General features: G+C 70.6%; 23 protein-coding genes. 12 read left to right on the top strand and 11 right to left on the bottom strand.

Features of this window, described 5'->3' with window-relative positions; genetic code table 11:
* Positions 1-6: 6 nt before the first annotated feature.
* Both ITJ59_RS00765 and ITJ59_RS00760 read right to left on the bottom strand, forming a co-directional pair.
* Positions 7-1,365: a 6-phospho-beta-glucosidase gene (locus tag ITJ59_RS00765; protein ID WP_194649196.1), complete on the bottom strand. Its 1,359-nt coding sequence runs from the start codon at positions 1,363-1,365 to the stop codon at positions 7-9.
* Complete coding sequence (locus tag ITJ59_RS00760) at positions 1,362-2,141, bottom strand: DeoR/GlpR family DNA-binding transcription regulator (protein WP_194649195.1); 780 nt, start codon at positions 2,139-2,141, stop codon at positions 1,362-1,364. The genes ITJ59_RS00765 and ITJ59_RS00760 overlap by 4 nt, the downstream gene beginning before the upstream one ends.
* Positions 2,142-2,336: 195 nt before the next feature.
* On the opposite strand from ITJ59_RS00760, the gene ITJ59_RS00755 reads away from it, so the two are divergent.
* Genes ITJ59_RS00755 through ITJ59_RS00740 form a run of 4 tightly spaced genes read left to right on the top strand, consistent with a single transcriptional unit; the run spans position 2,337 to position 6,414 of the window.
* Positions 2,337-3,287: a carbohydrate kinase family protein gene (locus tag ITJ59_RS00755; RefSeq protein WP_194649194.1), complete on the top strand. Its 951-nt coding sequence runs from the start codon at positions 2,337-2,339 to the stop codon at positions 3,285-3,287.
* 39 nt (positions 3,288-3,326) lie between these two features.
* Positions 3,327-4,685, top strand: coding sequence for an extracellular solute-binding protein (locus tag ITJ59_RS00750; RefSeq protein WP_194649193.1), 1,359 nt, complete (start codon positions 3,327-3,329; stop codon positions 4,683-4,685).
* Entirely contained in the window at positions 4,682-5,593 is a 912-nt protein-coding gene (locus ITJ59_RS00745) for a sugar ABC transporter permease (protein WP_323749354.1), read from the top strand. Before ITJ59_RS00750 ends, ITJ59_RS00745 begins: the two co-directional genes overlap by 4 nt.
* Complete coding sequence (locus ITJ59_RS00740; protein WP_194649192.1) at positions 5,590-6,414, top strand: carbohydrate ABC transporter permease; 825 nt, start codon at positions 5,590-5,592, stop codon at positions 6,412-6,414. Before ITJ59_RS00745 ends, ITJ59_RS00740 begins: the two co-directional genes overlap by 4 nt.
* 25 nt (positions 6,415-6,439) lie before the next feature.
* Here ITJ59_RS00740 and ITJ59_RS00735 read toward each other — a convergent pair whose 3' ends face one another.
* The 3 genes from ITJ59_RS00735 to ITJ59_RS00725 all read right to left on the bottom strand — a co-directional run bounded on the left by ITJ59_RS00735 (position 6,440) and on the right by ITJ59_RS00725 (position 8,577).
* Positions 6,440-7,180, bottom strand: a complete 741-nt coding sequence (locus tag ITJ59_RS00735; protein ID WP_194649191.1) for an SOS response-associated peptidase — start codon at positions 7,178-7,180, stop codon at positions 6,440-6,442.
* A 113-nt stretch (positions 7,181-7,293) separates the two neighbouring features.
* Positions 7,294-7,890, bottom strand: coding sequence for a hypothetical protein (locus tag ITJ59_RS00730; protein ID WP_194649190.1), 597 nt, complete (start codon positions 7,888-7,890; stop codon positions 7,294-7,296).
* A gap of 3 nt (positions 7,891-7,893) precedes the next feature.
* Positions 7,894-8,577 (bottom strand): hypothetical protein, encoded by a 684-nt coding sequence (locus ITJ59_RS00725; protein ID WP_194649189.1) that lies wholly within the window; start codon positions 8,575-8,577, stop codon positions 7,894-7,896.
* 193 nt (positions 8,578-8,770) lie between these two features.
* Here ITJ59_RS00725 and ITJ59_RS00720 point away from each other — a divergent pair, with 193 nt between their 5' ends.
* From ITJ59_RS00720 to ITJ59_RS00710, 3 genes are read left to right on the top strand one after another with little or no spacing between them, the layout of a single operon-like run.
* The gene (locus ITJ59_RS00720; RefSeq protein ID WP_194649188.1) at positions 8,771-9,196 is read left to right on the top strand and encodes an organic hydroperoxide resistance protein; all 426 of its coding nucleotides are present in this window, start codon (positions 8,771-8,773) and stop codon (positions 9,194-9,196) included.
* A gap of 9 nt (positions 9,197-9,205) precedes the next feature.
* Positions 9,206-9,592, top strand: coding sequence for a YchJ family protein (locus tag ITJ59_RS00715; protein ID WP_194649187.1), 387 nt, complete (start codon positions 9,206-9,208; stop codon positions 9,590-9,592).
* Between the two features lie 34 nt (positions 9,593-9,626).
* The gene (locus ITJ59_RS00710) at positions 9,627-10,580 is read left to right on the top strand and encodes an SDR family NAD(P)-dependent oxidoreductase (RefSeq protein ID WP_194649186.1); all 954 of its coding nucleotides are present in this window, start codon (positions 9,627-9,629) and stop codon (positions 10,578-10,580) included.
* Positions 10,581-10,613: 33 nt separating this feature from the next.
* Here ITJ59_RS00710 and ITJ59_RS00705 read toward each other — a convergent pair whose 3' ends face one another.
* On the bottom strand, positions 10,614-11,480 hold the full coding sequence (locus ITJ59_RS00705; protein WP_323749353.1) for a shikimate dehydrogenase: 867 nt from the start codon (positions 11,478-11,480) through the stop codon (positions 10,614-10,616).
* Positions 11,481-11,538: 58 nt separating this feature from the next.
* On the opposite strand from ITJ59_RS00705, the gene ITJ59_RS00700 reads away from it, so the two are divergent.
* Entirely contained in the window at positions 11,539-12,546 is a 1,008-nt protein-coding gene (locus ITJ59_RS00700) for an iron-siderophore ABC transporter substrate-binding protein (RefSeq protein ID WP_194649184.1), read from the top strand.
* A 122-nt stretch (positions 12,547-12,668) separates the two neighbouring features.
* Here ITJ59_RS00700 and ITJ59_RS00695 read toward each other — a convergent pair whose 3' ends face one another.
* Complete coding sequence (locus ITJ59_RS00695; protein ID WP_194649183.1) at positions 12,669-13,073, bottom strand: DUF1304 domain-containing protein; 405 nt, start codon at positions 13,071-13,073, stop codon at positions 12,669-12,671.
* 86 nt (positions 13,074-13,159) lie between these two features.
* On the opposite strand from ITJ59_RS00695, the gene ITJ59_RS00690 reads away from it, so the two are divergent.
* Positions 13,160-13,483, top strand: a complete 324-nt coding sequence (locus ITJ59_RS00690) for a chorismate mutase (protein ID WP_194649182.1) — start codon at positions 13,160-13,162, stop codon at positions 13,481-13,483.
* Positions 13,480-14,586, top strand: a complete 1,107-nt coding sequence (locus tag ITJ59_RS00685) for a lactonase family protein (protein ID WP_194649181.1) — start codon at positions 13,480-13,482, stop codon at positions 14,584-14,586. The genes ITJ59_RS00690 and ITJ59_RS00685 overlap by 4 nt, the downstream gene beginning before the upstream one ends.
* Before the next feature lie 340 nt (positions 14,587-14,926).
* Here ITJ59_RS00685 and ITJ59_RS00680 read toward each other — a convergent pair whose 3' ends face one another.
* The 4 genes from ITJ59_RS00680 to purS are packed head-to-tail and all read right to left on the bottom strand — an operon-like array spanning position 14,927 to position 19,245.
* Complete coding sequence (locus ITJ59_RS00680; RefSeq protein ID WP_194649180.1) at positions 14,927-15,847, bottom strand: 2-hydroxyacid dehydrogenase; 921 nt, start codon at positions 15,845-15,847, stop codon at positions 14,927-14,929.
* A gap of 16 nt (positions 15,848-15,863) precedes the next feature.
* Complete coding sequence (gene purL, locus ITJ59_RS00675) at positions 15,864-18,245, bottom strand: phosphoribosylformylglycinamidine synthase subunit PurL (RefSeq protein WP_323749352.1); 2,382 nt, start codon at positions 18,243-18,245, stop codon at positions 15,864-15,866.
* A gap of 47 nt (positions 18,246-18,292) precedes the next feature.
* A complete protein-coding gene (gene purQ / locus ITJ59_RS00670; protein ID WP_194649784.1) occupies positions 18,293-18,988 on the bottom strand; it encodes a phosphoribosylformylglycinamidine synthase subunit PurQ in 696 nt (231 codons plus the stop codon).
* A gap of 5 nt (positions 18,989-18,993) precedes the next feature.
* A complete protein-coding gene (purS, locus tag ITJ59_RS00665) occupies positions 18,994-19,245 on the bottom strand; it encodes a phosphoribosylformylglycinamidine synthase subunit PurS (RefSeq protein ID WP_017886272.1) in 252 nt (83 codons plus the stop codon).
* A 176-nt stretch (positions 19,246-19,421) separates the two neighbouring features.
* Between purS and ITJ59_RS00660 the strand changes: the two genes are divergently transcribed.
* Both ITJ59_RS00660 and ITJ59_RS00655 read left to right on the top strand, forming a co-directional pair.
* Entirely contained in the window at positions 19,422-20,030 is a 609-nt protein-coding gene (locus ITJ59_RS00660) for a PadR family transcriptional regulator (RefSeq protein ID WP_194649178.1), read from the top strand.
* Positions 20,027-21,676, top strand: a complete 1,650-nt coding sequence (locus ITJ59_RS00655; RefSeq protein WP_194649177.1) for a DHA2 family efflux MFS transporter permease subunit — start codon at positions 20,027-20,029, stop codon at positions 21,674-21,676. The genes ITJ59_RS00660 and ITJ59_RS00655 overlap by 4 nt, the downstream gene beginning before the upstream one ends.
* Positions 21,677-21,905: the final 229 nt, after the last annotated feature.

The raw sequence follows: 21,905 nt of genomic DNA, 5'->3' as shown, positions 1-21,905 counted from the left end.
CCGCGGTCACCGCGTGAGGACGGCGGCCACCTCGGGGATGCGCGCGACGTAGCCGCTGACGAGGTCACGGGCGACGCTGACGCTGTCCACCAGGGGGTGCAGCGCGAAGGCCTTGAGCGCCTCGTCCTTCGACCCCGTGAGCGCGGCGGCGATCGTGTGCCGCTCCACCGCCTTCACCTGCGACATGAGGCCGATCTGGTGCAGATCCGGCTGCTCGGTGCTCATCGGGTGGACGCCGTTCGCGTCCACCATCGTCGGGACCTCGACCACCGCATCGCGGGGGAGTCCGGCGATCGTGCCGTTGTTCCGGACGTTGAGGATCATGGTCTGGCGCTCGTTGCGGCTGATCGCGGCCATCACGCCGAGGGCGACACCCGCGTAGCCCTGGTGCGACGGGTCGGTCTCGCGCTCCTTGGAGTCCACCGGATCGTCCTGCGTGCCACCCTTGGCCTCGGCCATGTACGACGCGCTGCGACGCTCCACGGTCTCGCGCCAGAGCTCGGCCACGCCGTCCCCGGCAGCGGTCGCCCGGTCGTAGAACGCCGACTGGCTCTCGGCGAGGAAGTCGCCGCGGGTCTTGCCGGAGCCGACGATCGACCGCACGGCGTCGCGGTTGAAGTAGTAGTAGTACAGGTACTCGTTCGGGATCGCGCCGAGCGAGCGGATCCAGTCGAGGCCGAAGACGTGGCCCTCTTCCATCGCCCCGAGGCGCTCGTCGTCGGCCATCAGCTCCGGCAGGACGTCGCGGCCGTCGTACATGACACGGCGCATCCAGCCCAGGTGGTTCAGACCGACGTAGTCCATCTGGACGCGGGTGTGGTCGAGTCCCAGCATGCCGGCCACCCGGCGCCCGAGGCCGGACGGGGTGTCGCAGATGCCGAGCACGCGATCGCCGAGGACGGTCTGCATTGCCTCGGTGATGATGCCCGCCGGGTTCGTGAAGTTCATCACGTAGGCGTTCGGGGCGAGGTCGTGGATGACCTTCGCGGCCTCGACCATCACCGGCACGGTGCGGATGGCGTAGGCGAGGCCGCCGGGGCCGGTGGTCTCCTGGCCGAGCACGTTCAGGTCGAGTGCGACGTGCTCGTCGCAGCGCCGGCCCTCGAGACCGCCGACGCGCAGGGCGGCGAACACGAAGTCGCTGCCCTCGACCGCGCGGTGCAGGTCGGTGGTGGGCCGCAGGACGGGAGCGTCCTCGAACCCGGCAGCGAGCTCGGTGAGAATCGCGACCATGGCGTGCAGGCGGACCTCGTCGACGTCGTACAGGGCGACCTCGGTGACGCGGGGCGAGCCGGCGTCCCGCAGGAGTGCCTGGTAGACGTAGGGCGTGCGGAACCCGCCGCCTCCGAGGATGCAGAGCTTCATGTCGTGATGACCTCTCCGCCGGCGTTCCGGCTGTGTGCGAGTGTTTCGTCGGGGGCGCCGGTCGTGGTGATCAGCGTGTCCACGTCGGCGAGGGAGCAGAGCCGCAGGGCTCCGGTCCCCGGGAACTTCCGTTCGGACGCGAGCAGGACGACCCGGTCGGCAGCCGCGATCATCGACTGCTTGATGGGCGCCTCGACGGCCATGTTGTCGACGACGTGGCCGTTCGCGCGGACGCCGGTGCAGGACAGGAACAGCACGTCGGCGCTGACGTGCTCGAGTGCGGCCTCGGCGAGGGAGCCCACGAGGGTCCGGTAGTTGCGGCGGACGACGCCGCCGAGCAGGACGAGCCGTACCGCCTCGTCGTCGCGGAGGACGTCGAAGACCGCGAGGTTGGTCGTGATGACGGTGATGTCGCGGCCCCGGAGGAGCTCGGCGATCTGCGGCGTCGTGGTCCCGATGTCCAGGATGACCACCTGCCCGTCGGTGACCATCGCGGCGGCGGCCTCGGCCATGCGGCGCTTGAGGTCGAGGTCACCGGCTTCTTCGAAGGGCGTCTCGATCGCCTCGCCGTCGTCGTCTTCCTGCGCGGTCGCCCGGGGCGCGAGGACGGCGCCGCCCCAGGTCCGGACCAGCTCGCCGTTGCGGTCGAGCATCTCGAGGTCGCGGCGGATCGTGGCGGGGCTCACCGACAGGGCGTCGGCGAGTTCCTGCACCGAGGCGGCTCCGTCGGCCCGGAGCGCCTTGATGATGCGGTTCTGCCGCTCTCGCAAGATCATGCCCCGACCATATCCCAAAACACGCAAACTCACGCAGAGTCGTGCACTTCTGTTCTTCTTTCGATCAGACTTAACAAATCTGGTGCAATCAAGTAACGTCCTCGCAACACCAATCGCGCAGGCTTGAGCATCACCAACGGATCCGTCCAGGGTGAGTCGTCCTGCGCCGGTGATCCGCAACGATGAGGAGAAGCCGTGCACCAGGCGAGCCCGACCCCCGCCCCAGGCGTCCTGCTGTTCGCCGGCGACGTCTTCTGCGACCTGGTGTTCGCCGGGGTCACCGCTCCCCAGCTCGGCGCCGAGGTGTACGCCGACGCCTTCACCGTCACGCCGGGTGGCGTCGCCAACCGCGCCGTGGCCGCGGCACGGGCCGGTGCGCCGACAGCGCTCCTCAGCCGGCTGGGCGACGACGTGCTCGGCCGCCACGTCCACCAGGTCCTGACGGCGGAACCCCTGCTCGACACCGACCTGCTCGAGCTGGTCGCCGGACACCAGAGCCCCGTGTCGGTCGCCCTCACCGGCCCGGACGACCGGAGCTTCATCACCTACGAGGAGCCACTCGGCCCGCTCTCGGCACCGGAGGGCATCGGTCCGGTCGCGGCGACGCACGTCGGGATCGCACGGCCCCTGCCCGCCTGGGTCGCGGCCCTGCGCGCCGCGGGCACCACCGTCGTCGGCGGCGTCGGTTGGGACCACACCGGCGAGTGGTCCGGAGGGGTGCTCGACCGGCTCGCCGAGGTCGACGTCTTCGTCCCGAACGACGTCGAGGCGATGCGGTACACCCGCACCGACTCGGCGCTGGACGCCGCGAAGGCCCTCGGTGAACACGTCCCGCTCGCCGTCGTGACCCGCGGCGGCGACGGCGTCGTCGCGGTGGACTCCGCGAACGGCGTGGTCGTCACGGCGGAGACCATCCCGGTGGACGTCGTCGACCCGACCGGTGCCGGCGACGTCTTCGTGGCGACGTTCATGGCCGGGGCGCACCACGGCTGGCCACTCGAGACCCGGCTGCGGTTCGCGGCCGCCAGTGCCGCGTTCGCCGTCACCGGGCTCGGCGGAGCCGCCAGCGCACCCCGCCCCGAGCAGCTCCGCGCCTTCGTCCGGAGCGCCGACCCGTCCGGCGACTGGTCGTTCCTCGTCCCCTGATCCCGAGCACCACCCACCCACTCGCAGAACTGGACCACCATGAAGCACTTCAGCAAGGCGACGATGCTCATCGGCGTCGCGGCCGCGATCACCCTCGGCCTGACCGCGTGCACCCCGGGCGGCTCCGCAGCACCCGCGGCGTCCCAGACCCTCGGTCCGGTGTCGAAGGACCTCGGATCGGGCAAGACGACGCTCACGGTCTGGGACCAGAACACCGACACCGGGATCAACGACGCCCAACAGGTGCTCAACGACGAGTTCGAGAAGGCGCACCCCGACATCACGATCAAGCGCGTCTCGCGGTCGTTCGCCGACCTGAAGACGACGCTGAAGCTCGCGCTGTCCGGCGACAACCCGCCGGACGTCGTCCAGGCGAACCAGGGCTACCCCGACATGGGCGCCTTCGTGAAGGCCGGCTTCCTGCGCCCCGTCGACGACTACGCGAAGCTCTACGGCTGGGACGACTACTACCCGTCCGGACTGCTCAAGCTCAACTCGTTCTCACCCGACGGCACGACCTGGCAGGGCGACGACCTGTACGGCGTCTCGCAGACCGGGGAACTCGTCGGCGTCTACTACAACAAGGCCGTGCTGCAGCGCGCCGGGATCGACTCCCCGCCGACCACCGTGGCCGAACTGACCGCAGACATGGCGAAGGTCAAGTCCGCCGGTGCCCTGCCGCTCAGCTACGGCGACGTGGAGAAGAGCCCCGGCATCCACCTGTACGGCCTGGTGCTCTCCGCGCTCGCCGGACACGACGCCGTGAACGACCTCGTCGCCGGCAAGTCCGGCAGCTGGACCGGCGACGACGAGGTGGCGGCGGCGAAGACCATCACCGGCTGGGTCGACAAGGGTTACGTCACCGAAGGCGCCAACGGGGTCTCCCGCGACGACGCCGTCAGCACGTTCGGCAAGGGTGGCTCCGCGTTCCTGATCACCGGCACCTGGTACCAGGCGACCCTCGAAGCAGCCAGCAGCGCGAAGGACATCGGCTTCACGGCACTCACCCCGGCGGGTGCCTCCACGCCGGTGACCATGGGCGGTGAGGGGCTGGCCTGGGCGATCACCTCGAAGACGAAGAACGCGAACGCCGCCGCTGCCTACATCGACTTCATCACCAACGCGAAGGCCGCCTCGACCCTCGTCGACAAGGGCAACCTGCCCACCGTGGTCCCCGACGACGACACCCCCGCCACCGGCACCATCGCGGGCGACATCACGAGCAACTACAAGACGATCTCGAGCTCGAACAACATCACGCCGTACCTCGACTACGCCACGCCCACGTTCTACGACACCATCACGTCCGCCATGCAGGACCTCGTCGCGGGCAAGGCCACCCCGGAGCAGTACACGAAGACGCTCCAGGACGACTACACCGGCTTCGTGCAGAAGTGACCGCGACCACCGGGGTGAGCAGGCCCACCGGCACCCGCAAACGGCGACGGAACCTCGTCGCGTACCTCTACATCCTGCCGGCGTTCGTCGTGTTCGCGGTGTTCCTCGGGGTCCCGTTCCTGCAGAGCATCCAGTACTCGTTCTACGACTGGGACGGCCTGTCCGCGGCGACGTGGGCGGGGTTCGCGAACTACGTCGACGTCGTCACCGACGCGCAGCTGCGGGCGTCGTTCGGGCACGCGCTGGTGCTCATGGTCTTCTACGCCGTGATCCCCGTCGTGGTGGCGCTGTTCCTGACCGCACTGATCTCGCGGGCGAACGGCCTGCCCGGCATGTCGTTCTTCCGGACGGTCCTGTTCCTGCCCCAGGTGATCGCGTCGGTCGTCGTCGCCACGATCTGGGTCTCGATCTACTCCGCCGACGGCCTGCTCAACGACGGCCTCCGACTGATCGGCCTCGGGCAGTTCGCGCAGGTCTGGCTCGGCGGCTACGACACGGCGCTGCCGGCCATCGGGTTCGTCGGCACCTGGCTGAACGTCGGACTGTGCCTGGTGCTGTTCCTGTCCGGCGTCGGCAACATCCACCCGAGCCTGTTCGAGGCCGCCCGCATCGACGGTGCCGGGTCCGCGCGGGAGTTCTTCTCGATCACGCTCCCGTCGCTCCGCGGCCAGATCGCGGCGGCACTCACCCTGACCGTGGTGTCCGCGCTGAAGACCTTCGACCTGGTCTACGTCACGACGAGCGGCGGCCCGGGGAACTCGACGTCCGTCCCGGCGTTCGAGGCGTACAACCGGGCCTTCCAGACGGGTCAGGTCGGGTCCGCTGCCGCCGTCGCGGTGTCGCTCACCGTCGTGATCATGATCGTGACGGCCCTGATCAGCCGCCTCCAACCGAAGGACGTCGCATGAGGCTCTCCGTCCGCGAGAAGACGGTCAACTACGTCATCCTGTCGCTGTTCGCGCTCTTCGCGATCATCCCCCTGATCGGCGTCCTGCTGTCCTCGGTCACCCCGTCGGCGCAGAACTCCGGCGGGTTCAGCGTGCCGACCACCCTCGACCTCGGCAACTTCGGCGCCGCGTGGAACCAGGGACACTTCGCGTCCTACATGCTCTCCAGCGTGCTGGTCACGGTGTCGGTCGTCGTGCTCACGACCGTCCTCGCCGTCTTCGCCGGGTTCGCGTTCGCCCGGCTCGACTTCGCCGGCTCGAACGTCATCTTCTTCCTGATGCTCGCGGGTCTGATGCTGCCCGCCGAGGCGTTCATCATCCCGCTGTACTTCAACCTGCGGAGCGTCGGCCTCACCGACACCTACTCGAGCCTGATCCTGCCGCAGACCGCGCAGTCGCTGGCGTTCGGCATCTTCTGGATGCGCAGCCAGTTCCGGAGCTTCCCGGGCGAGGTCATCGAAGCGGCGCGGCTCGACGGAGCCCGCGACGTGCGGCTGTTGTGGACGGTGATGGTGCCGGCCGCCATCGCACCGATCATGACGATGGCACTGCTCATCACGATGTGGACCTGGAACGAGTTCCTGCTGCCGCTCGTCCTGATCACCAGCGAGGACCACCGCACCGCGCCGCTCGGGCTCGCCTTCTTCAAGGGGGCCCACCTGACCGACTACTCCCTGCTGTCAGCCGCGGGGGTGATCGTCGCGCTCCCGATCGTCGTCCTGTACTTCTTCCTGCAGAAGCGCTTCATCTCCGGGATGCTCGGCGGGTTCGCCGACCGCTAGCACCGGCAGCGTCGGAGCACGATCCCTACGCCACGGGTTCGATGAGCTGCGGGCCGTCGTTCCGCACGCTGTTCACGGTGCGGGCGACCTCGTACTGTTCCAGACCGGCTGCGACCGTCAGTGACTCGTGGTCGAGCAGCGCCAGCAGGTCGTCGGTGCCGAGTCCGCCGTCGTCGCCACCCAGCCAGGTGTCGTAGCCGTCGGGCGTCAGGAACGCCGGCATCCGGTCGTGCACCTCGCCCGGGGCCACGTGGGCGTCCCGCGTGATGATCGCGAGCGAGAGTCGCCACTTGTCCGGGTCGCCCTCGGGCTTGGTCGGGTCGGGCCAGGCACTCACGACCCCGGCCATCGCCAGGGCGCCGCCGGGTTCGTGGACGAAGTGGGGCTCCTTGCCGTCCTCGCGCACGACCCACTCGTAGTAGCCCTGCGCCGGCACGATGCAGCGGTTCGTGGCGAAGGCCCGCCGGAACATGCCGCTCGTCGCGACGGTCGCGATGCGGGCGTTGATCGGCTTCGGGCGCTGCTTCTGGAAGTCCTTCGCCCAGCTCGGCACGAAGCCCCAGCTGATCTGCGGCAGCTCGCGCTCGCCGCGGCGCTGCCGGACGGCGAACACGGGGTCGGTCGGCGCGACGTTCCAGTTCGGCACCAGGCCGGTCGCGACGACGCCGGTGTCCTGGTCGACGTGCTCCGTGCGGTCGGCGAGCTCACCGAGGAGCTCGGGCAACAGATCGGCCGTGGTGTCGGAGACGACGAACCTTCCACACATGCGCCCAGTGTGCTCGGTGCCGCCGACAGTCGCACGGGCTGCGGGCTGCGGGCGTCGGGGCATCGAGTGAGCAGCAGACGACGGCTGTGGTGTGGCGAGCCGTGCTCTTCTGCTCACTCGGCGGGACCGGCGGCGATGCGCGCGCGTTCGGCGCGGCCGAGGCGGACGACGTACTCGGGCAGCCTCAGGACGTGGAGCAGGACGAAGGCCGCTGGGAACCAGGACCGGTAGTCGAGCAGCAGGCCACCGAGCACGGCGGCGAGCCCGGCGAGCAGCAGCGGGGTGATCCGGGCGAGCGTGCCGATCAGCCCGCGGCGGAGCAGGACGGTGTCGGTGCGGACGGCCTCGCGGTCGTCCGGCGCCACGGGTCGTGGTCGCCGCTCCAGGTACGGCTGCACCGAGGTCCGCACCGAGTTCTGCCACGAGGCCCGGACCTGCCGCCCGTTGATCGTCGCCGAGGGGTCCGGCGGGCGCCGCGTCGGGAAGCACGCGAACGTGAGCAGCCCCACCCCGGCCGCCAGCAGCACGATGCCGGCCACGCTGCGGAGGTGACCGGGTTCCGTCCAGTGGAGCCGCGCCTCCAGGACGAGCATGAGCGCCAACGCGACCACGCCTGCGGCACCGGACCACGCTGCTGCGCGGCGGACACGACGCCGCTCCAGCACGTCGTCGACATGCCGGAAGAAGACCCGCCAACCGAATGCGAGCACGGGTCACTCGCCCGGCAGCGACAACTTGCTGCCGTTCGGGGTGCCGGGCCGGCCGCGTGCGGGCGGTGCCGGCGGGACGGGCGGGAGGGCCTCGGCCTCGACGCGCAGCTGCTCCTGGCGGCCGAGGGTGCGGATGCCGAGGACCCCGGTGCCGCCCGAGACGAACAGGTAGACGACCCAGACGCCCGGGAAGAGGATGGCCGTGTCGTCGCCGACCGCCAGGGTGACGTCGAGCACTGCCGTGCCGAGGATGATGCCCACCCAGCTGCCGAGCAGCAGGAAGGCGCGGAACGCCGAGCGCACGATCAGGTCGCGGCTCTCGGGCATCCGGCGCAGGACGGCATCGCGGTGTTCCGGCGCGACGGGTGGCGGGTTGCGGCGGTAGTAGCGGGCGACGGCCTCCTGCGTGCGCCAGCCGATGCCCGGGACCGGCGGGACGGCCCACCCCTTCGGACCGATCGGGGTGAACGCCGCGCCGACGCAGCCGCTGCCCGCTGCACCCAGGACCGCGACGACGACCCACGCGGCGAACGGGGTGGCCCCACCGAGCAGCAGCCCGACGAGCAGCAGTCCGACGAACACGATGCCCGCGACGAGCACCCCGACGTGGACCACGCGGCGGCGGGCACGCTGGTCGACGAGCTCGGGCAGGCGCTCCCGGTACACCTGCCACCCGATCTTGAACACGTGTCATGTCTACCGGGTCCGGGGCGCGCGTGCGCGGGCGGCGTGGGCGGGCGGGCGCGCGGGCTCGGCGCCCCGTCGGCGCCCCGTCGACGGAGGCGGACACGCCCGGCGGCGCGGGCACGCGAGGCAGCGCGCGCCCGGTACCCCGGGGACGCGCAGCGCACGTTCAGCTGGGCGCGATGACCTCGGCTCCATGAGTCTCGACATCGTCTACACCGCAGCCGCCCACGCCACCGGAGGCGGCCGCGACGGGCACGTCCGCAGCGAGGACGACCGGCTCGACCTGGACACCCGTCCTCCCAAGGAGATGGGTGGCAGCGGCGAGGGCACCAACCCCGAGCAGCTGTTCGCCGCCGGGTACGCCGCGTGCTTCCTCGGCGCACTGCACGGTGCCGGCAAGGAGCTCGGCATCGACACCACGGGCGCCGAGGTCTCCGCCGAGGTCGGCATCGGCGGCACCGGCAACGGGGCGTTCGGCCTGGCGGTCGAGCTCGACGTCTACGCCCCCGCCGCACCCCAGGAGCAGCGCCAGCGGCTGGCCGAGCGCGCCCACGAGATCTGCCCGTACTCGAACGCCACCCGCGGCAACATCACCGTCACCCTGTCGATCGTCGACTAGCGTTCCGGCGTGGTCACCGACGAGACGCGCTGCCCCTGCCTGAGTGGTAACCCCTACGGCGAGTGTTGCGGCCCCCTGCACCGCGGCGCGGCCGCGCCGACCGCGGAGCGCCTCATGCGCTCCCGCTTCAGCGCGTTCGCGCTGGGCTTGCCGGAGTACCTGCTGCTCACCTGGCACCCGCGCACCCGGCCGGCGGACCTCGAACTGGACGCGTCCCAGTGCTGGACCCGGTTGGACGTGCTGACGACGACCTCGGGAGGCCCGTTCGACTCCCGGGGCACGGTCGCGTTCCGCGCGTGGTGGCGTTCCGACGACGACCGCGGCACGCTCGACGAGACGAGCGAGTTCGTGCGCGAGCAGGGACGATGGTTCTACGTGGACGGCGTCGTCGCCTGACAGCTCCGCACCACGCCAGCTGACAGGAGTCGACATGCCCGCACGCGACCTCACCCGCTTCGGCGACCGGACCACGGCTGCCGAGGTCGTCGACGGCCTCGATCTGACGGGCCGCACGGCGATCGTCACCGGTGCCGCCTCCGGCATCGGGGTCGAGACCGCCCGAGCACTCGCCGGAGCCGGAGCGCGGGTGACCCTCGCCGTGCGGGACGTCGACGCCGGCCGACGGGTCGCGGACGACATCGCCCGGTCGACGGGGACGGACACGCCGGCCGTCGTCGAACTGCACCTGGACCGACCGGCCTCCGTCGAGGCGTTCACCGCAGCGTGGTCGGGGCCGCTCGACGTGCTCGTGGCCAATGCCGGCATCATGGACGCTCCCGAGTCGTACACGGCGGCCGGGTGGGAATCGCAGTTCGCGACGAACCACCTCGGGCACTTCGCCCTCGCGCTCGGGCTGCACGACGCCCTGGTCGCCTCGGGTTCGGCCCGCATCGTGTCGGTGTCCTCGAGCGGGCACGGCGGGTCACCCGTCGTGTTCGACGACCTGTTCTTCCGACGGCGTCCGTACGAGCCCGGTCTCGCCTACGGCCAGTCGAAGACCGCCAACGTGCTGTTCGCCGTCGCGGCCGGCCGACGGTGGGCTGCCGACGGGATCACCGCGAACGCCCTGATGCCCGGCGGGATCTGGACCGGGCTGCAGAAGCACTGGGACCCCGAGGTCCTGGCCGCCACGAAGATCGCCGCGGCCGACGCCGTGAAGACCCCGGAGCAGGGAGCGGCGACCTCGGTGCTGCTCGCCACCGCACCCGAACTCGACGGGGTCACAGGGCGCTACTTCGAGGACTGCCACGAGGCCGCGGTCGTCGAGCGGATCGAGGACGGCCTGCACGGCGTGCTGCCCTGGGCGCTCGACCCGGACCAGGCGGACCGGCTGTGGGACGTGTCCGTGGCGCTGCTCGACGCCGAGGCGCGGTCGCGGCGCTGACGGTTGCCGGCCCACGACGTCGGCCGTCTGTGGCTAGCTGCCGATGACGGCGGGCAGGTCGACGGCGGTGCGCATCGCCCGGCGGACGGCGGCCTCGTCGGGCAGGAGCTCGTCCTCGTCGCCGGTCAGGAAGAAGCGGATCTGGCCGATCGCCTGCTCGGTGAGCATGTCGAGGCCGTTCAGCACCCGACCGCCAGCCCCGGACCAGCGCGTCGCGGCGGCGGTCGGCCACGGCTCGTAGGCGACGTCGAACAGCACGGCGTCCGACCCCGACGGCACGAGGTCGAGCGGGTCGGCCGCGCCGCCGGGCAGCGTCGACAGGACGAACCCGTGGCGCGTGCCGGGCAGGTCGGTGAGCGGCAGGACCTCGAGCGAGACGCCGAGGCGGACGGCCAGTTCCACGAGCGACCCGGCCTTCGCGGTGTCGCGCAGGAACACCCGCACGAGCGACGCCCCGAGCCGCACGGCCGCGGTCAGGGCGCTCGCCGCGGTCGCCCCACCGCCGAGGATCGTGGCCTCGCCGGGCAGGTGCCCGAGGGCCTCGACCGGACGGACGAGCCCCTGGACGTCGGTGTTGGCACCCGCGCGGACGACGCTGGCGCCCTCGAGGCGGAACGCGACCGTGTTGGCGACGCCGAGCTCGTCCACCAGCGGGGTCGTGCGGTCCAGGAGCGGCAGCACCTCGCGCTTGAGCGGCATCGTGAGACTCAGCCCACGCCATTCGGCACCCAGCCCCGCGACGAACGCGTCGAGCCCGCCGGACGCGACCTCGTGCCTCCCGTACGACCACCGCAACCCGAGCGCGTCGTAGGCCGCTGCGTGGAGCGTGGGCGAGAGCGAGTGCGCGATGGGGGAGCCGAGCACCGCGAGGCGCGTGCGGTCTGGATCTGGGACGGCCACGATCACCCAGCCTATCCAGCTGATTTCCTGCGCACCCCGTTAGGTTAGGCTACCCTTCGTGATCCGCTCATCCCTTCGTCTCCGACGTGTCCTCGCCGCCGCGGGTGCCGTCGTCGCAGCCTCCCTCGTCCTCGCCGGCTGTGCCTCCGGCTCCGGTTCGTCCACCGACACGACGTCGTCCGGCTCATCCGACGGTGCCTTCCCGGTGTCCATCACGACCGGCCTCGGCACCACGACGATCGACTCGCAGCCCAAGCGCGTCGTCGCACTCGGCTGGGGCGACGCCGAGACCGCCCTCGAGCTCGGCGTGCAGCCGGTCGGCGCGAGCGACTGGCTCGCCTTCGGTGGTGACGGTGTCGGCCCCTGGCTGAAGGACGCCTACACGAAGTCGCCGAAGATCATCCAGACGCTCGAGCCCAGCTACGAGGACATCCTCAAGCTCAACCCGGACCTGATCCTCGACGTGAAGTCGTCGGGTGACAAGGACCGCTACGACAAGCTGTCAGCCATCGCGCCGACCGTGGCGATCCCGAAGGGCGGCGAGAACTACCTGGCGTCGACCGAGCAGCAGACCACGATGATCGCGAAGGCGCTCGGCAAGGAAGCCGAGGGCAAGAAGCTGCTCTCCGGCCTCGACGACGCCTACGCCGCAGCGCGCAAGGCCCACCCGGACTTCGAGGGCAAGACCGCCGTCGTCGGTGCCTACAGCTCCGAGGGCTTCGGGGCGTACGCGTCGACCGACAGCCGCTCGTCGTTCATGAAGAACCTCGGCTTCACGATCCCGTCGGCCATCGACAAGGAAGCCGGCAAGGCGTTCTCCGTCACCCTGTCGGACGAGAACCTCGACCTGCTCGACGCCGACCTGACGCTGATCCTGCCGATCTACGTCGACGCGTCGAAGGCCGAGGCGGACCCGCTGTTCCAGAAGGTGCCGTCGGTCGAGGCCGGCCATTACATCGTGTTCGACGACAAGGACGTGTCGTCGGCGTTCTCGATGGGCACCACCGCTGCGATCGAGTGGGCGCTCGACAAGCTGCCCGCGCAGTTCGAGGACAAGCTCGGCTGACCTGGCCTGTCTTCACCCGCGAAAGCGACAGGGTGCCGCCGGACTTCGGCGGCACCCTGTCGCTTTCGCGTGGTGTTCGGGGCTGACGGTGTGGCCGGGACGATTCAGACGACTCAGACGGCTCAGACGGGGAAGCTCGAGCCGAGCAGCGCGAAGAGCAGCGCGATCAGCGGGAGCGTGCCCTGCTTGAACGCAGAGTTGACGTACTTGCGGCCGGAGCCGATCAGGATCACCGCGGCGCCGAGCATGCTCGCGGTCGAGAACACCACGAGGGTCCACCCGGTGACGGTGTTGCCCGCCAGCACGAGCACGACACCGAGGATCGCCCCGATCGCCAGGAACAGGTTGTAGAACCCCTGGTTGAACGCGAGGGACCGGGTCGCGTCGGCTTCGGTCTCGGTCGCGATGCCGAACACCTTCCGTGCTCGGGGACTCGTCCAGATGATGGATTCGAGGAACCAGATGTACACGTGGACGAGGCCAGCGAGGACCGCACACACGCCCGAGATCACGAGCAAGACCGACATGTGCTCATTCTCGCAGGCGTCGGCTGGGTGGGGCTGCGCGTCTGCCGGTCGGCTCGGACCGTGAGCTCCGCCAGTAGGCTCGGACCATGAGCGACGACGTCACCCAGCCCGAGGCCGAAGCGACGGCCGTCGCCGAACTGCGGAGCATCCGGCAGAGCATCGACAACATCGACGCCGCCGTCATCCACATGCTCGCGGAGCGTTTCAAGTACACGCAGCGGGTCGGGCACCTGAAGGCCGAGTCGGGCATGCCGGCGGCCGACCCCGACCGCGAGCAGATCCAGGTCGCACGGCTCCGGAGCCTCGCTCTCGAGGCGAACCTCGACCCCGCCTTCGCCGAGAAGTTCCTCAACTTCATCGTCGCCGAGGTCATCCACCACCACGAGCGCATCGCCGGGCGCGACGAATGAGCGTCGACCTGCCGACCCTGCTCGTCGGTTCCTACACCGCCACCGGCGGCGGGAACGCGACGGGCATCTCGTTGGTCGACGGTGGCGCGGGTGCCGTCGCGCGCGCGGGTGCTCGTACCGTCGCGGTGCTCGACGATCCCTCGTTCCTCGCCGTGTCCGGTGACCGTGTGTACGCGGTGTCCGAGACGAACAGCGGCGGCGTCTCGGCCTTCCGGCTGCAGAGCGGCACGCTCGAACACCTGTGGGACGCCTCCGCCGGCGGGGATGCGCCCTGCCACGTGCGGGTCGACCCTTCCGGGGCGCTCATCGTCACGAACTACGTCTCCGGCACGGTCACCGCGATCTCCCTGGCCGCGGCCGAGTCGTTCGCCGCGTCGGTGACCGCGAGCGACGGCGTCGTCCTGCCGACCGACGGCGTGCACGGCCGCTCCGACCACCTCGCCGTCCCCGCCTCGGCCATCGCGGTCGCGGCGCTCCCCGACGGCACCGGTCCGGTGCAGGACCGGCAGGATGCCCCGCACGCCCACCAGTCCGTCGCGACGCCGGACGGCACCGTGCTCGTCGCCGACCTCGGCGGTGACGCGCTGCACGAGTTCCGGGTGACTGTGTCTGCCGACGGCGTACCGACCATCGAGGCGCTGCACGTGCACCACGTCGGTGCCGGAGTCGGCCCGCGGCACCTCGCCTGGTACGACGGCGACCTGTTCGTCGCCGGCGAGCTCGACGGCTCGGTCCACCGCCTGCGTCGCGACGAGTCCGGTTCGTTCGTCACGATCGTGTCGACCCCGACGTTCGAGGGTTCGGTGGGGGAATCGCTCCTCAGCCACATCGAGGTCGACGACGCCGGACTCGTGACCGTGGCCGTCCGTGGCCGTGACCTGATCGTGGTGCTCGATGCCGCCGACGGTGGGCTCGCGCTCGTCGGGTCGGCATCGTGTGGTGGTGCGTGGCCGCGGCACTTCGCCCGGGTGCCGGGCTACGTGCTCGTCGCCAACGAGCGGTCCGACGCCATCGCGGTGCTGCCGGTCGGTGCCGACGGTGTGCCGGGTGCGGCCGTCGAGCAGATCGCCGTCGGCACCCCGACCTGCATCGTCCCGCTCTGAGCGTCTGAGCGTCTGAGCGTCTGAGCGTCTGAGCGTCTGACGTCGGCGCGCGGCTGTTCGCGTGACGCCGGCGTGTGGGTGCGTGCGGGTGCGAGTGACGCCGGCGTGTGGGTGAGACGCCCCGGGTGCACCGAGACGCCCCCGTATTCGGCGGCGTCTCGGTGACATGCAGGCGTCTTGTGATGACGCCGGTGTGTTGGGGTGTGGGTGCGTGCGGGTGCGAGTGACGCCGGCGTGTGGGTGAGACGCCGCGGGTGCACCGAGACGCCCCCGTATTCGGCGGCGTCTCGGTGACATGGAGGCGTCTGGTGGTGACGCCGGCGTGTTGGGGTGTGGGGCGCTACCGCTCGATGAGGTTCTCGAACGGGCGACCTTCGGCCAGCGCGGCGACCTGACGACGCATCAGCTCGATCGACCGCGGCACGCTCAGGTCCGTGTTGCCGCCGACGTGCGGCGTGAGCACGGTGTTCGGCGTCGTCCACAGCGGGTGTCCGTCGGGCAGGGGCTCCGGGTCGGTGACGTCGAGTGCCGCGAACAGGCGTTCGGACTGCAGCTCGGCGACCAGGGCGTCGGTGTCGACCACCTTGCCGCGCGCGACGTTCACCACCAGTGCCCCGTCGGGCAGTGCTGCGAGCAGCTCGGCGTCGACCAGGCGTTCGGTCTCGTCCGTCAGCGGCGCGATGAGCACGAGCACGTCGGTCGTCGGTGCCAGCTCGAGCAGCTCGCCGAACGCGTGCACGTGGCGGCCGTCCTGCTCGCGAGCGGTGCGGGCGACCACGGTGACGTCGGTGCGGAACGCCTCGAAGCGGGTGGCGATCGCGGACCCGATGGCGCCGTAGCCGACGACCGTCACCCGCCGGTCGGCCAGGGAGCGGGTCTGCCGGGCGTCCCAGATGCCGTTCGCGCGGTCGGCCTGGAACGCGCCGAGCTCACGCAGCGAGGTCAGCGCCAGGCCGACGGCGAGCTCGGCGGTCTCGTCGTCGTGGATGCCCCGACCGTTCGCCAGCTGCGCGTGACCGGGGACGTGCGGCACCGCGTGCTCGTAGCCGGCGCTCGGCAGCTGCAGGAGCTCGAGCGCCGGCAGGTCGTGCACGAACTGCCAGCGGTGCCGTCCACCGAAGTAGAACGGCAGGAACGTGATCGCGACGTCGTCCGGACGACCGTACGGCGCCTCGACGTCCCACACGTCCAGCTCGATGCCGTCCGGCACGGGGCCGAACCGGTCGACGAGTTCCGCGAAGGGCAGGGTGACGACGGGCATGCGGTGTCCGCCCGGCCTAGGAGTCCGTGCGGGGCGAGAACGCACCGTCGGAGTCCAGCGGCCCGCGGCCGACGTACCCCTCGGTGACGTCCTCGACGATCACGTCGCCGAAGCGGGCCGGCAGCGTCGCGTTGTGCGTGCTGCGGAGCTCGTCGATCGTCGCCGTGAACGCGCCCTGGACCTCGAGGGCGTTCGACGTGGCGTCGGTCACGCCGATGCGCAGGACCGGGAAGCCCCGGCCGTCGCACAGGCCCTGGAACCTGACGTCGTCCTCGCGCCGGACGGTCACGATGACGCGGCCGGTCGACTCGGAGAACAGCGCGGTCGCGGTGTCGACGCCGTCGCGGGACTCCAGCTCGTCGAGGACCACACGGGCGCCGAGGCCGAAGCGGAGCACCGACTCGGCGAGCGACTGGCCGAGGCCACCGTCCGCCAGGTCGTGCGCGCTCGTCAACAGCTGCTCGCCGGTGGCGGCGAACAGCAGCTCGGCGAGTGCTTTCTCGCGGCCGAGGTCCACCGCCGGCGGGCGACCGCCGAGGTGGCCGTGCACGGTGCCGGCCCATGCCGAGCCGTCGAGCTCGAGGCTCGTCGTGCCGAGCAAGTAGATGTTGTGGCCGTCGTCCTGCCACCCCGACGGGACGCGCTTGGCGACGTCGTCGATGACACCGAGCACACCGACGACCGGGGTCGGGTGGATCGGGGTCGTGCCGGTCTGGTTGTAGAACGACACGTTGCCGCCGGTGACCGGGATGCCGAGCTCCATGCAGCCGTCGGCCAGTCCCTCGACCGCCTCGGAGAACTGCCACATGACCTCGGGGTTCTCAGGGGAGCCGAAGTTCAGGCAGTCGGTGACCGCGGCGGGGACCGCGCCGGTGACGGCGACGTTCCGGTACGCCTCGGCCAGGGCCAGACGTGCGCCCTGCTTCGGGTCGAGCTGGCAGTAGCGGCCGTTGGCGTCCGTGGCGATCGCGACACCGAGTCCGGTCTCCTCGTCGACGCGGATCATGCCGCCGTCGTCGGGGAACGACAGGGCGGTGTTGCCGAGCACGTAGGTGTCGTACTGGTTCGTGACCCAGTTCTTCGACGCCAGGTTCGGCGAACCGAGCAGGCTGAGGAACTGCGCCTTCAGGGCCGGACCGTCCGCCGGACGGTCGAGTGATGCAGCGGTGTCGGCCTGCAGCGCGTCGATCCAGGTGGGGTAGGCGACCGGGCGGTCGTAGACCGGGCCGTCGACGGCGACGGTGCGCGGGTCGACGTTCACGATCTCCTGGCCCTGCCAGTCGATGACGAGACGGCCGGTGCCGGTGACCTCGCCCAGGACGCTGGTCTCGACCTCCCACTTGCCGACCACCGCGAGGAACTCGTCGAGCTTGTCGGGGCGGACGACCGCCATCATGCGCTCCTGGCTCTCCGACATCAGGATCTCTTCGGCCGTGAGCGTCGGGTCGCGCAGCAGGACGTCGTCGAGCGAGATGTGCATGCCGCCGTCGCCGTTGCTCGCGAGTTCGGACGTGGCGCAGGAGATGCCCGCGGCGCCGAGGTCCTGGATGCCCTCGACCAGTTCCTTCTGGAACAGCTCGAGGCAGCACTCGATCAGGACCTTCTCGGCGAAGGGGTCGCCGACCTGGACGGCGGGACGCTTGGTCGGGCCGCCCTCGGTGAAGGTGTCGGACGCCAGGATCGACGCGCCGCCGATGCCGTCGCCACCGGTGCGGGCACCGAACAGCACGACCTTGTTGCCGGCGCCGGAGGCGTTCGCCAGGTGCAGGTCCTCGTGGCGCAGGACGCCGACCGCGAGCGCGTTGACCAGCGGGTTGCCCTGGTACACCGGGTCGAAGTAGGTCTCGCCGCCGATGTTCGGCAGGCCGAGGCAGTTGCCGTAGAACGAGATGCCGCCGACGACGCCGTGCACGATGCGCGCGGTGTCCTCGTGGTCGATGGCACCGAAGCGGAGCTGGTCCATGACGGCGACCGGACGCGCGCCCATCGAGATGATGTCGCGGACGATGCCACCGACACCGGTCGCGGCGCCCTGGTACGGCTCGACGTAGGACGGGTGGTTGTGCGACTCGACCTTGAAGGTCACCGCCCAGCCGTTGCCGACGTCGACGACACCGGCGTTCTCGCCCATGCCGACCATCAGGTTCTTCGTCATCTCCGGCGTGACCTTCTTGCCGAACTGACGCAGGTAGTTCTTCGAGGACTTGTAGGAGCAGTGCTCGGACCACATGACGGAGTACATCGCCAGCTCGCCCGAGGTGGGGCGGCGGCCGAGGATCTCCTTGATGCGGGCGTACTCGTCCGGCTTGAGGCCCAGCGCGTCGTACGGCTGCTCCTTGTCGGGGGTCGCCGCGGCATCCTGCACGGTGTCGGGCTTCGGGCGAACGTGAGTCGTCACGGTGGTGTCGTTCCCTGTCACTGGAGTTGCGGGCACTGGAGTCGCGGTCACTTGACCAGTGTCGACTCGATCACGGAGGTGAAGAAGGTGAGGCCGTCCGTGCCGGAGGCCATGGCAGCGGCGGTGTCCGGGCCGAAGCCGGGCTCCGTCGCGTGCTCGGGGTGCGGCATCAGGCCCACGACGTTGCCACGCTCGTTCGAGACGCCGGCGATGTCGTCGATCGACCCGTTCGGGTTCACGCCGACGTAGCGGAACACGACCTGGCCGTTGTCCTCGATGCGCTTGATCTCGTCGGCGTCGGCGACGAACCGGCCGTCGGCGTTCTTGAGCGGGATCGTGATCTCCTGCTGCGCGGTGAACCCGGAGGTCCAGGCGGTCGAGGTCGTCTCGACGCGGAGCTTCTGGTCGCGGCGAATGAACTGCTGGTGCGCGTTGCGGGTGTGCGCGCCGGGGACCAGACGGGCCTCGGCCAGCATCTGGAAACCGTTGCAGATGCCGAGCACGGGCATGCCCTTGCTGGCGGCGTCGATGACCTCGGCCATGATCGGCGCCTTCGCGGCGATCGCACCGGCGCGCAGGTAGTCGCCGTACGAGAACCCGCCGGGCAGCACGATCGCGTCGACACCCTGCAGGTCGTGGTCGCCGTGCCAGAGCGCGACGGGGTCGGCACCGGCGAGACGGACCGCGCGCTGGGCGTCACGGTCGTCGAGCGAGCCGGGGAACGTGATGACGCCGATGCGCATCCGGGTCACTGACCTTCGACGGTCACGGAGACGACGTCCTCGATGACCGCGTTCGAGAAGACGTCGGCGGCGATGTCGCGGACCTCGGCCAGCTTGGCGTCGTCGACGGGGCCGTCGACGGTCACCTCGAAGCGCTTGCCGATGCGGACGTTGGTCAGGTCGGCCTTGCCCAGACGGGCGAGGGCGTTGCCCACCGCCTTGCCCTGGGGGTCGAGGATCTCAGCCTTGGGCATGACCTCGACGACGATCGTTGGCACGTGTTCTCTCCAGCGCTTCAGGGGTGGGGGACGCGACCAGTCTACGGGGCGGGCGCGACACGCCGGGACGGATCCGGGCCTCCTGTGGAGAGCGTCCTGTGCGTTTGCTCACGTGTGTTCCAACGCGTATATTCCAGTTCGAATAGTCAACAACGACAAGCGGACTGGAGGCACGTGTGCCGTCGCTCACGCCACTCGCGTTCGCCGCGCTCGGCCTCCTGGCCGAGGGGCCGACCCACCCCTACGAGATGTTCCAGACGATGACGCACCGTCGGGACGGCCGGAACGTCAAGGTCCGGCCCGGCACCCTGTACCACCAGGTCGGCCGCCTGGTGGAGCTCGGCCTCGCCGAGGTCGTCGGGACCGACCGGGCGGGCAACCGTCCGGAACGCACCACCTACGCCATCACGGACGACGGGTGGACGGCCCTGCACGACGGGCTCGTCCGGCTGATCGCCGAACCGGCCGAGGAGTACCCCGTCTTCCACCTGGCCGTCGCCGAGATCGAGAACCTGTCGGCCGACGAGGCCGAGTCAGCACTCCGGGCGCGGGTCACGGCACTCCGAGCCCAACGTGACGAGACCGACGAGATCCTCGGGATCGTCCGGGCGAAGGACCTGCCCGAGCGGTACTGGCTCGACGTGTCGTACGTGCGTGCCATGCTCACGACGCAGATCGAGTGGCTCGCCGCCACGGCCGACCGGATCGCGGCCGGCCACATCTCCTGGGACGCCCCCGCCGCGTCCGCAGACACCACCACGAACAGCAAGGACACCACTCGATGAGCACCGTCACGCCTCCGCGGACGACCGAGAAGAAGCCGTGGCCCGCCCTCTGGGCACTCGTCGTCGGCTTCTTCATGATCCTCGTCGACTCGACCATCGTGTCGGTCGCCACCCCCACCATCGCCCAGAAGCTCGACGCGGACATCAACTCCGTGATCTGGGTGACGAGCGCCTACCTGCTCGCCTACGCCGTGCCGCTGCTCATCACGGGCCGTCTCGGTGACCGCTTCGGCCCGAAGGTCATGTACCAGATCGGCCTCGTGGTCTTCACGCTCGCCAGCCTGTGGTGCGGCCTGGCCGGGTCCATCGAGGTGCTCATCGTCGCCCGCGTGGTGCAGGGCCTCGGTGCCGCGATGATGAGCCCGCAGACGATGTCCGTCATCACGCGCATCTTCCCGCCGCAGAAGCGCGGGGCGGCGATGGGCCTCTGGGGTGCCGTCGCCGGTGTCGCCTCGCTCGTCGGCCCGATCGTCGGCGGTCTGCTCGTCGACGGCTTCGGCTGGGAGTGGATCTTCTTCGTGAACGTCCCCGTCGGTGTCGTGGCGTTCGTGCTCGCGCAGCGCTTCGTGCCGTCGTTCGACCGCCACGGCCACCGCTTCGACGCCCTCGGCATCGTGTTGTCGGCGGTCGGTCTCTTCCTGCTCGTCTTCGGCATCCAAGAGGGCGAGACGTACGACTGGGGGACCATCACCGGTCCGATCTCGGTGTGGAGCCTGATCATCGCCGGCATCGTCGTGCTCGCAGCCTTCGTGGTGTGGCAGGGCGTGCAGAAGGGCGAGCCGCTGCTGCCCCTCGGCCTGTTCAAGGACCGCAACTTCACCCTGGCGAACGTCGCCATCACGGCCGTCGGTGTCGCGATCGCCTCGTTCGCGCTGCCGATCATGCTGTGGGCGCAGGACGTCCTGCGCTTCTCGCCGACCCAGGCCGCACTGCTCCTCGTGCCGCAGGCCGTGCTGTCGGCCGCGCTCGCCCCGCTCGTCGGCAAGAACCTCAACCGGTGGAACCCGCGCTGGGTCGCCGCCTTCGGGCTCGCCTGCTTCTCGGCCGGCCTGTTCTGGTTCGGCGCCCTGCTGTCGTCCAGTGCCGACTGGGGTTGGGTGCTCCTGCCGAGCGCGCTCCTGGGCATCGCGAACGCCTGCATGTGGGGTCCGCTGTCCGTCTCGGCGACGCGGAACCTGCCGCCGAAGCTGGCCGGTGCCGGTTCGGGTGTCTACAACACGACTCGTCAGATCGGCGCGGTCCTCGGTTCGGCCGGCATCGCCGCGCTGATGGAGGCCCGGATCACCGCGAACTTCCCGGCCTCGACCGGCGGGACCTCCGCCGGTGGTGCCGAGCAGCAGGTCGGCGGGCTGCCCGGGTTCCTGCTCGAGCCGTTCTCGCGGGCCATGGGCGAGTCGCTGTTCCTGCCGGCGATCGTGCTCATCGCGGCGATCGTGGCGGCGCTGTTCCTGGCGAAGCCGAAGCAGACCGTCGCCTGGCAGCAGACCGGCGGCGTGACCACGCAGTCCGGCGCCGAGGGCACTGCGCCGGCCGAGGGCGACGCGAAGCCGACCGAGCACGGTGCGCACGCTGCGGCCGCTGCTCCGGCGACGGCCGAGGCCGAGCTCGCCGCCATCGACCACCACGGCAAGCACGCCGACGCCTGACCCGCGCCGACCACTCCGGCCCCGGGCTGCTCACACGAGCGGCACGGGGCTCGCGTGCGTCCGGGGGCAGTCGTTGCGGCCGCGGGGTTGCGACATCGTCGACGTCGTCCGACAGCGGGTTCGTCGCAGTCCCGCGTCTGCAACAGTTGCGGCCGCGGGGGTGCGACTCCCTCGACGTCGTCCGACGTCGACGATGTCGTTCCGGGTCGCCGCCGCCGTCCGCCGCCTG

The organism is Curtobacterium sp. VKM Ac-1393 (assembly GCF_015350995.1).
Lineage (GTDB): Bacteria > Actinomycetota > Actinomycetes > Actinomycetales > Microbacteriaceae > Curtobacterium.
Note: the sequence above shows the minus strand (reverse complement) of the source record. Positions and strands in the feature narration are given on the sequence as shown.

Bases quoted from the DNA above. Each gene is read 5' to 3' on its own strand.
- ITJ59_RS00765 (WP_194649196.1), bottom strand. From the start codon at position 1,365: ATGAAGCTCTGCATCCTCGGAGGCGGCGGGTTCCGCACGCCCTACGTC.
- ITJ59_RS00760 (WP_194649195.1), bottom strand. From the start codon at position 2,141: ATGATCTTGCGAGAGCGGCAGAACCGCATCATCAAGGCGCTCCGGGCC.
- ITJ59_RS00750 (WP_194649193.1), top strand. From the start codon at position 3,327: ATGAAGCACTTCAGCAAGGCGACGATGCTCATCGGCGTCGCGGCCGCG.
- ITJ59_RS00740 (WP_194649192.1), top strand. From the start codon at position 5,590: ATGAGGCTCTCCGTCCGCGAGAAGACGGTCAACTACGTCATCCTGTCG.
- ITJ59_RS00735 (WP_194649191.1), bottom strand. From the start codon at position 7,180: ATGTGTGGAAGGTTCGTCGTCTCCGACACCACGGCCGATCTGTTGCCC.
- ITJ59_RS00720 (WP_194649188.1), top strand. From the start codon at position 8,771: ATGAGTCTCGACATCGTCTACACCGCAGCCGCCCACGCCACCGGAGGC.
- ITJ59_RS00710 (WP_194649186.1), top strand. From the start codon at position 9,627: ATGCCCGCACGCGACCTCACCCGCTTCGGCGACCGGACCACGGCTGCC.
- ITJ59_RS00695 (WP_194649183.1), bottom strand. From the start codon at position 13,073: ATGTCGGTCTTGCTCGTGATCTCGGGCGTGTGTGCGGTCCTCGCTGGC.
- ITJ59_RS00690 (WP_194649182.1), top strand. From the start codon at position 13,160: ATGAGCGACGACGTCACCCAGCCCGAGGCCGAAGCGACGGCCGTCGCC.
- ITJ59_RS00685 (WP_194649181.1), top strand. From the start codon at position 13,480: ATGAGCGTCGACCTGCCGACCCTGCTCGTCGGTTCCTACACCGCCACC.
- ITJ59_RS00680 (WP_194649180.1), bottom strand. From the start codon at position 15,847: ATGCCCGTCGTCACCCTGCCCTTCGCGGAACTCGTCGACCGGTTCGGC.
- purQ (WP_194649784.1), bottom strand. From the start codon at position 18,988: ATGCGCATCGGCGTCATCACGTTCCCCGGCTCGCTCGACGACCGTGAC.
- ITJ59_RS00655 (WP_194649177.1), top strand. From the start codon at position 20,027: ATGAGCACCGTCACGCCTCCGCGGACGACCGAGAAGAAGCCGTGGCCC.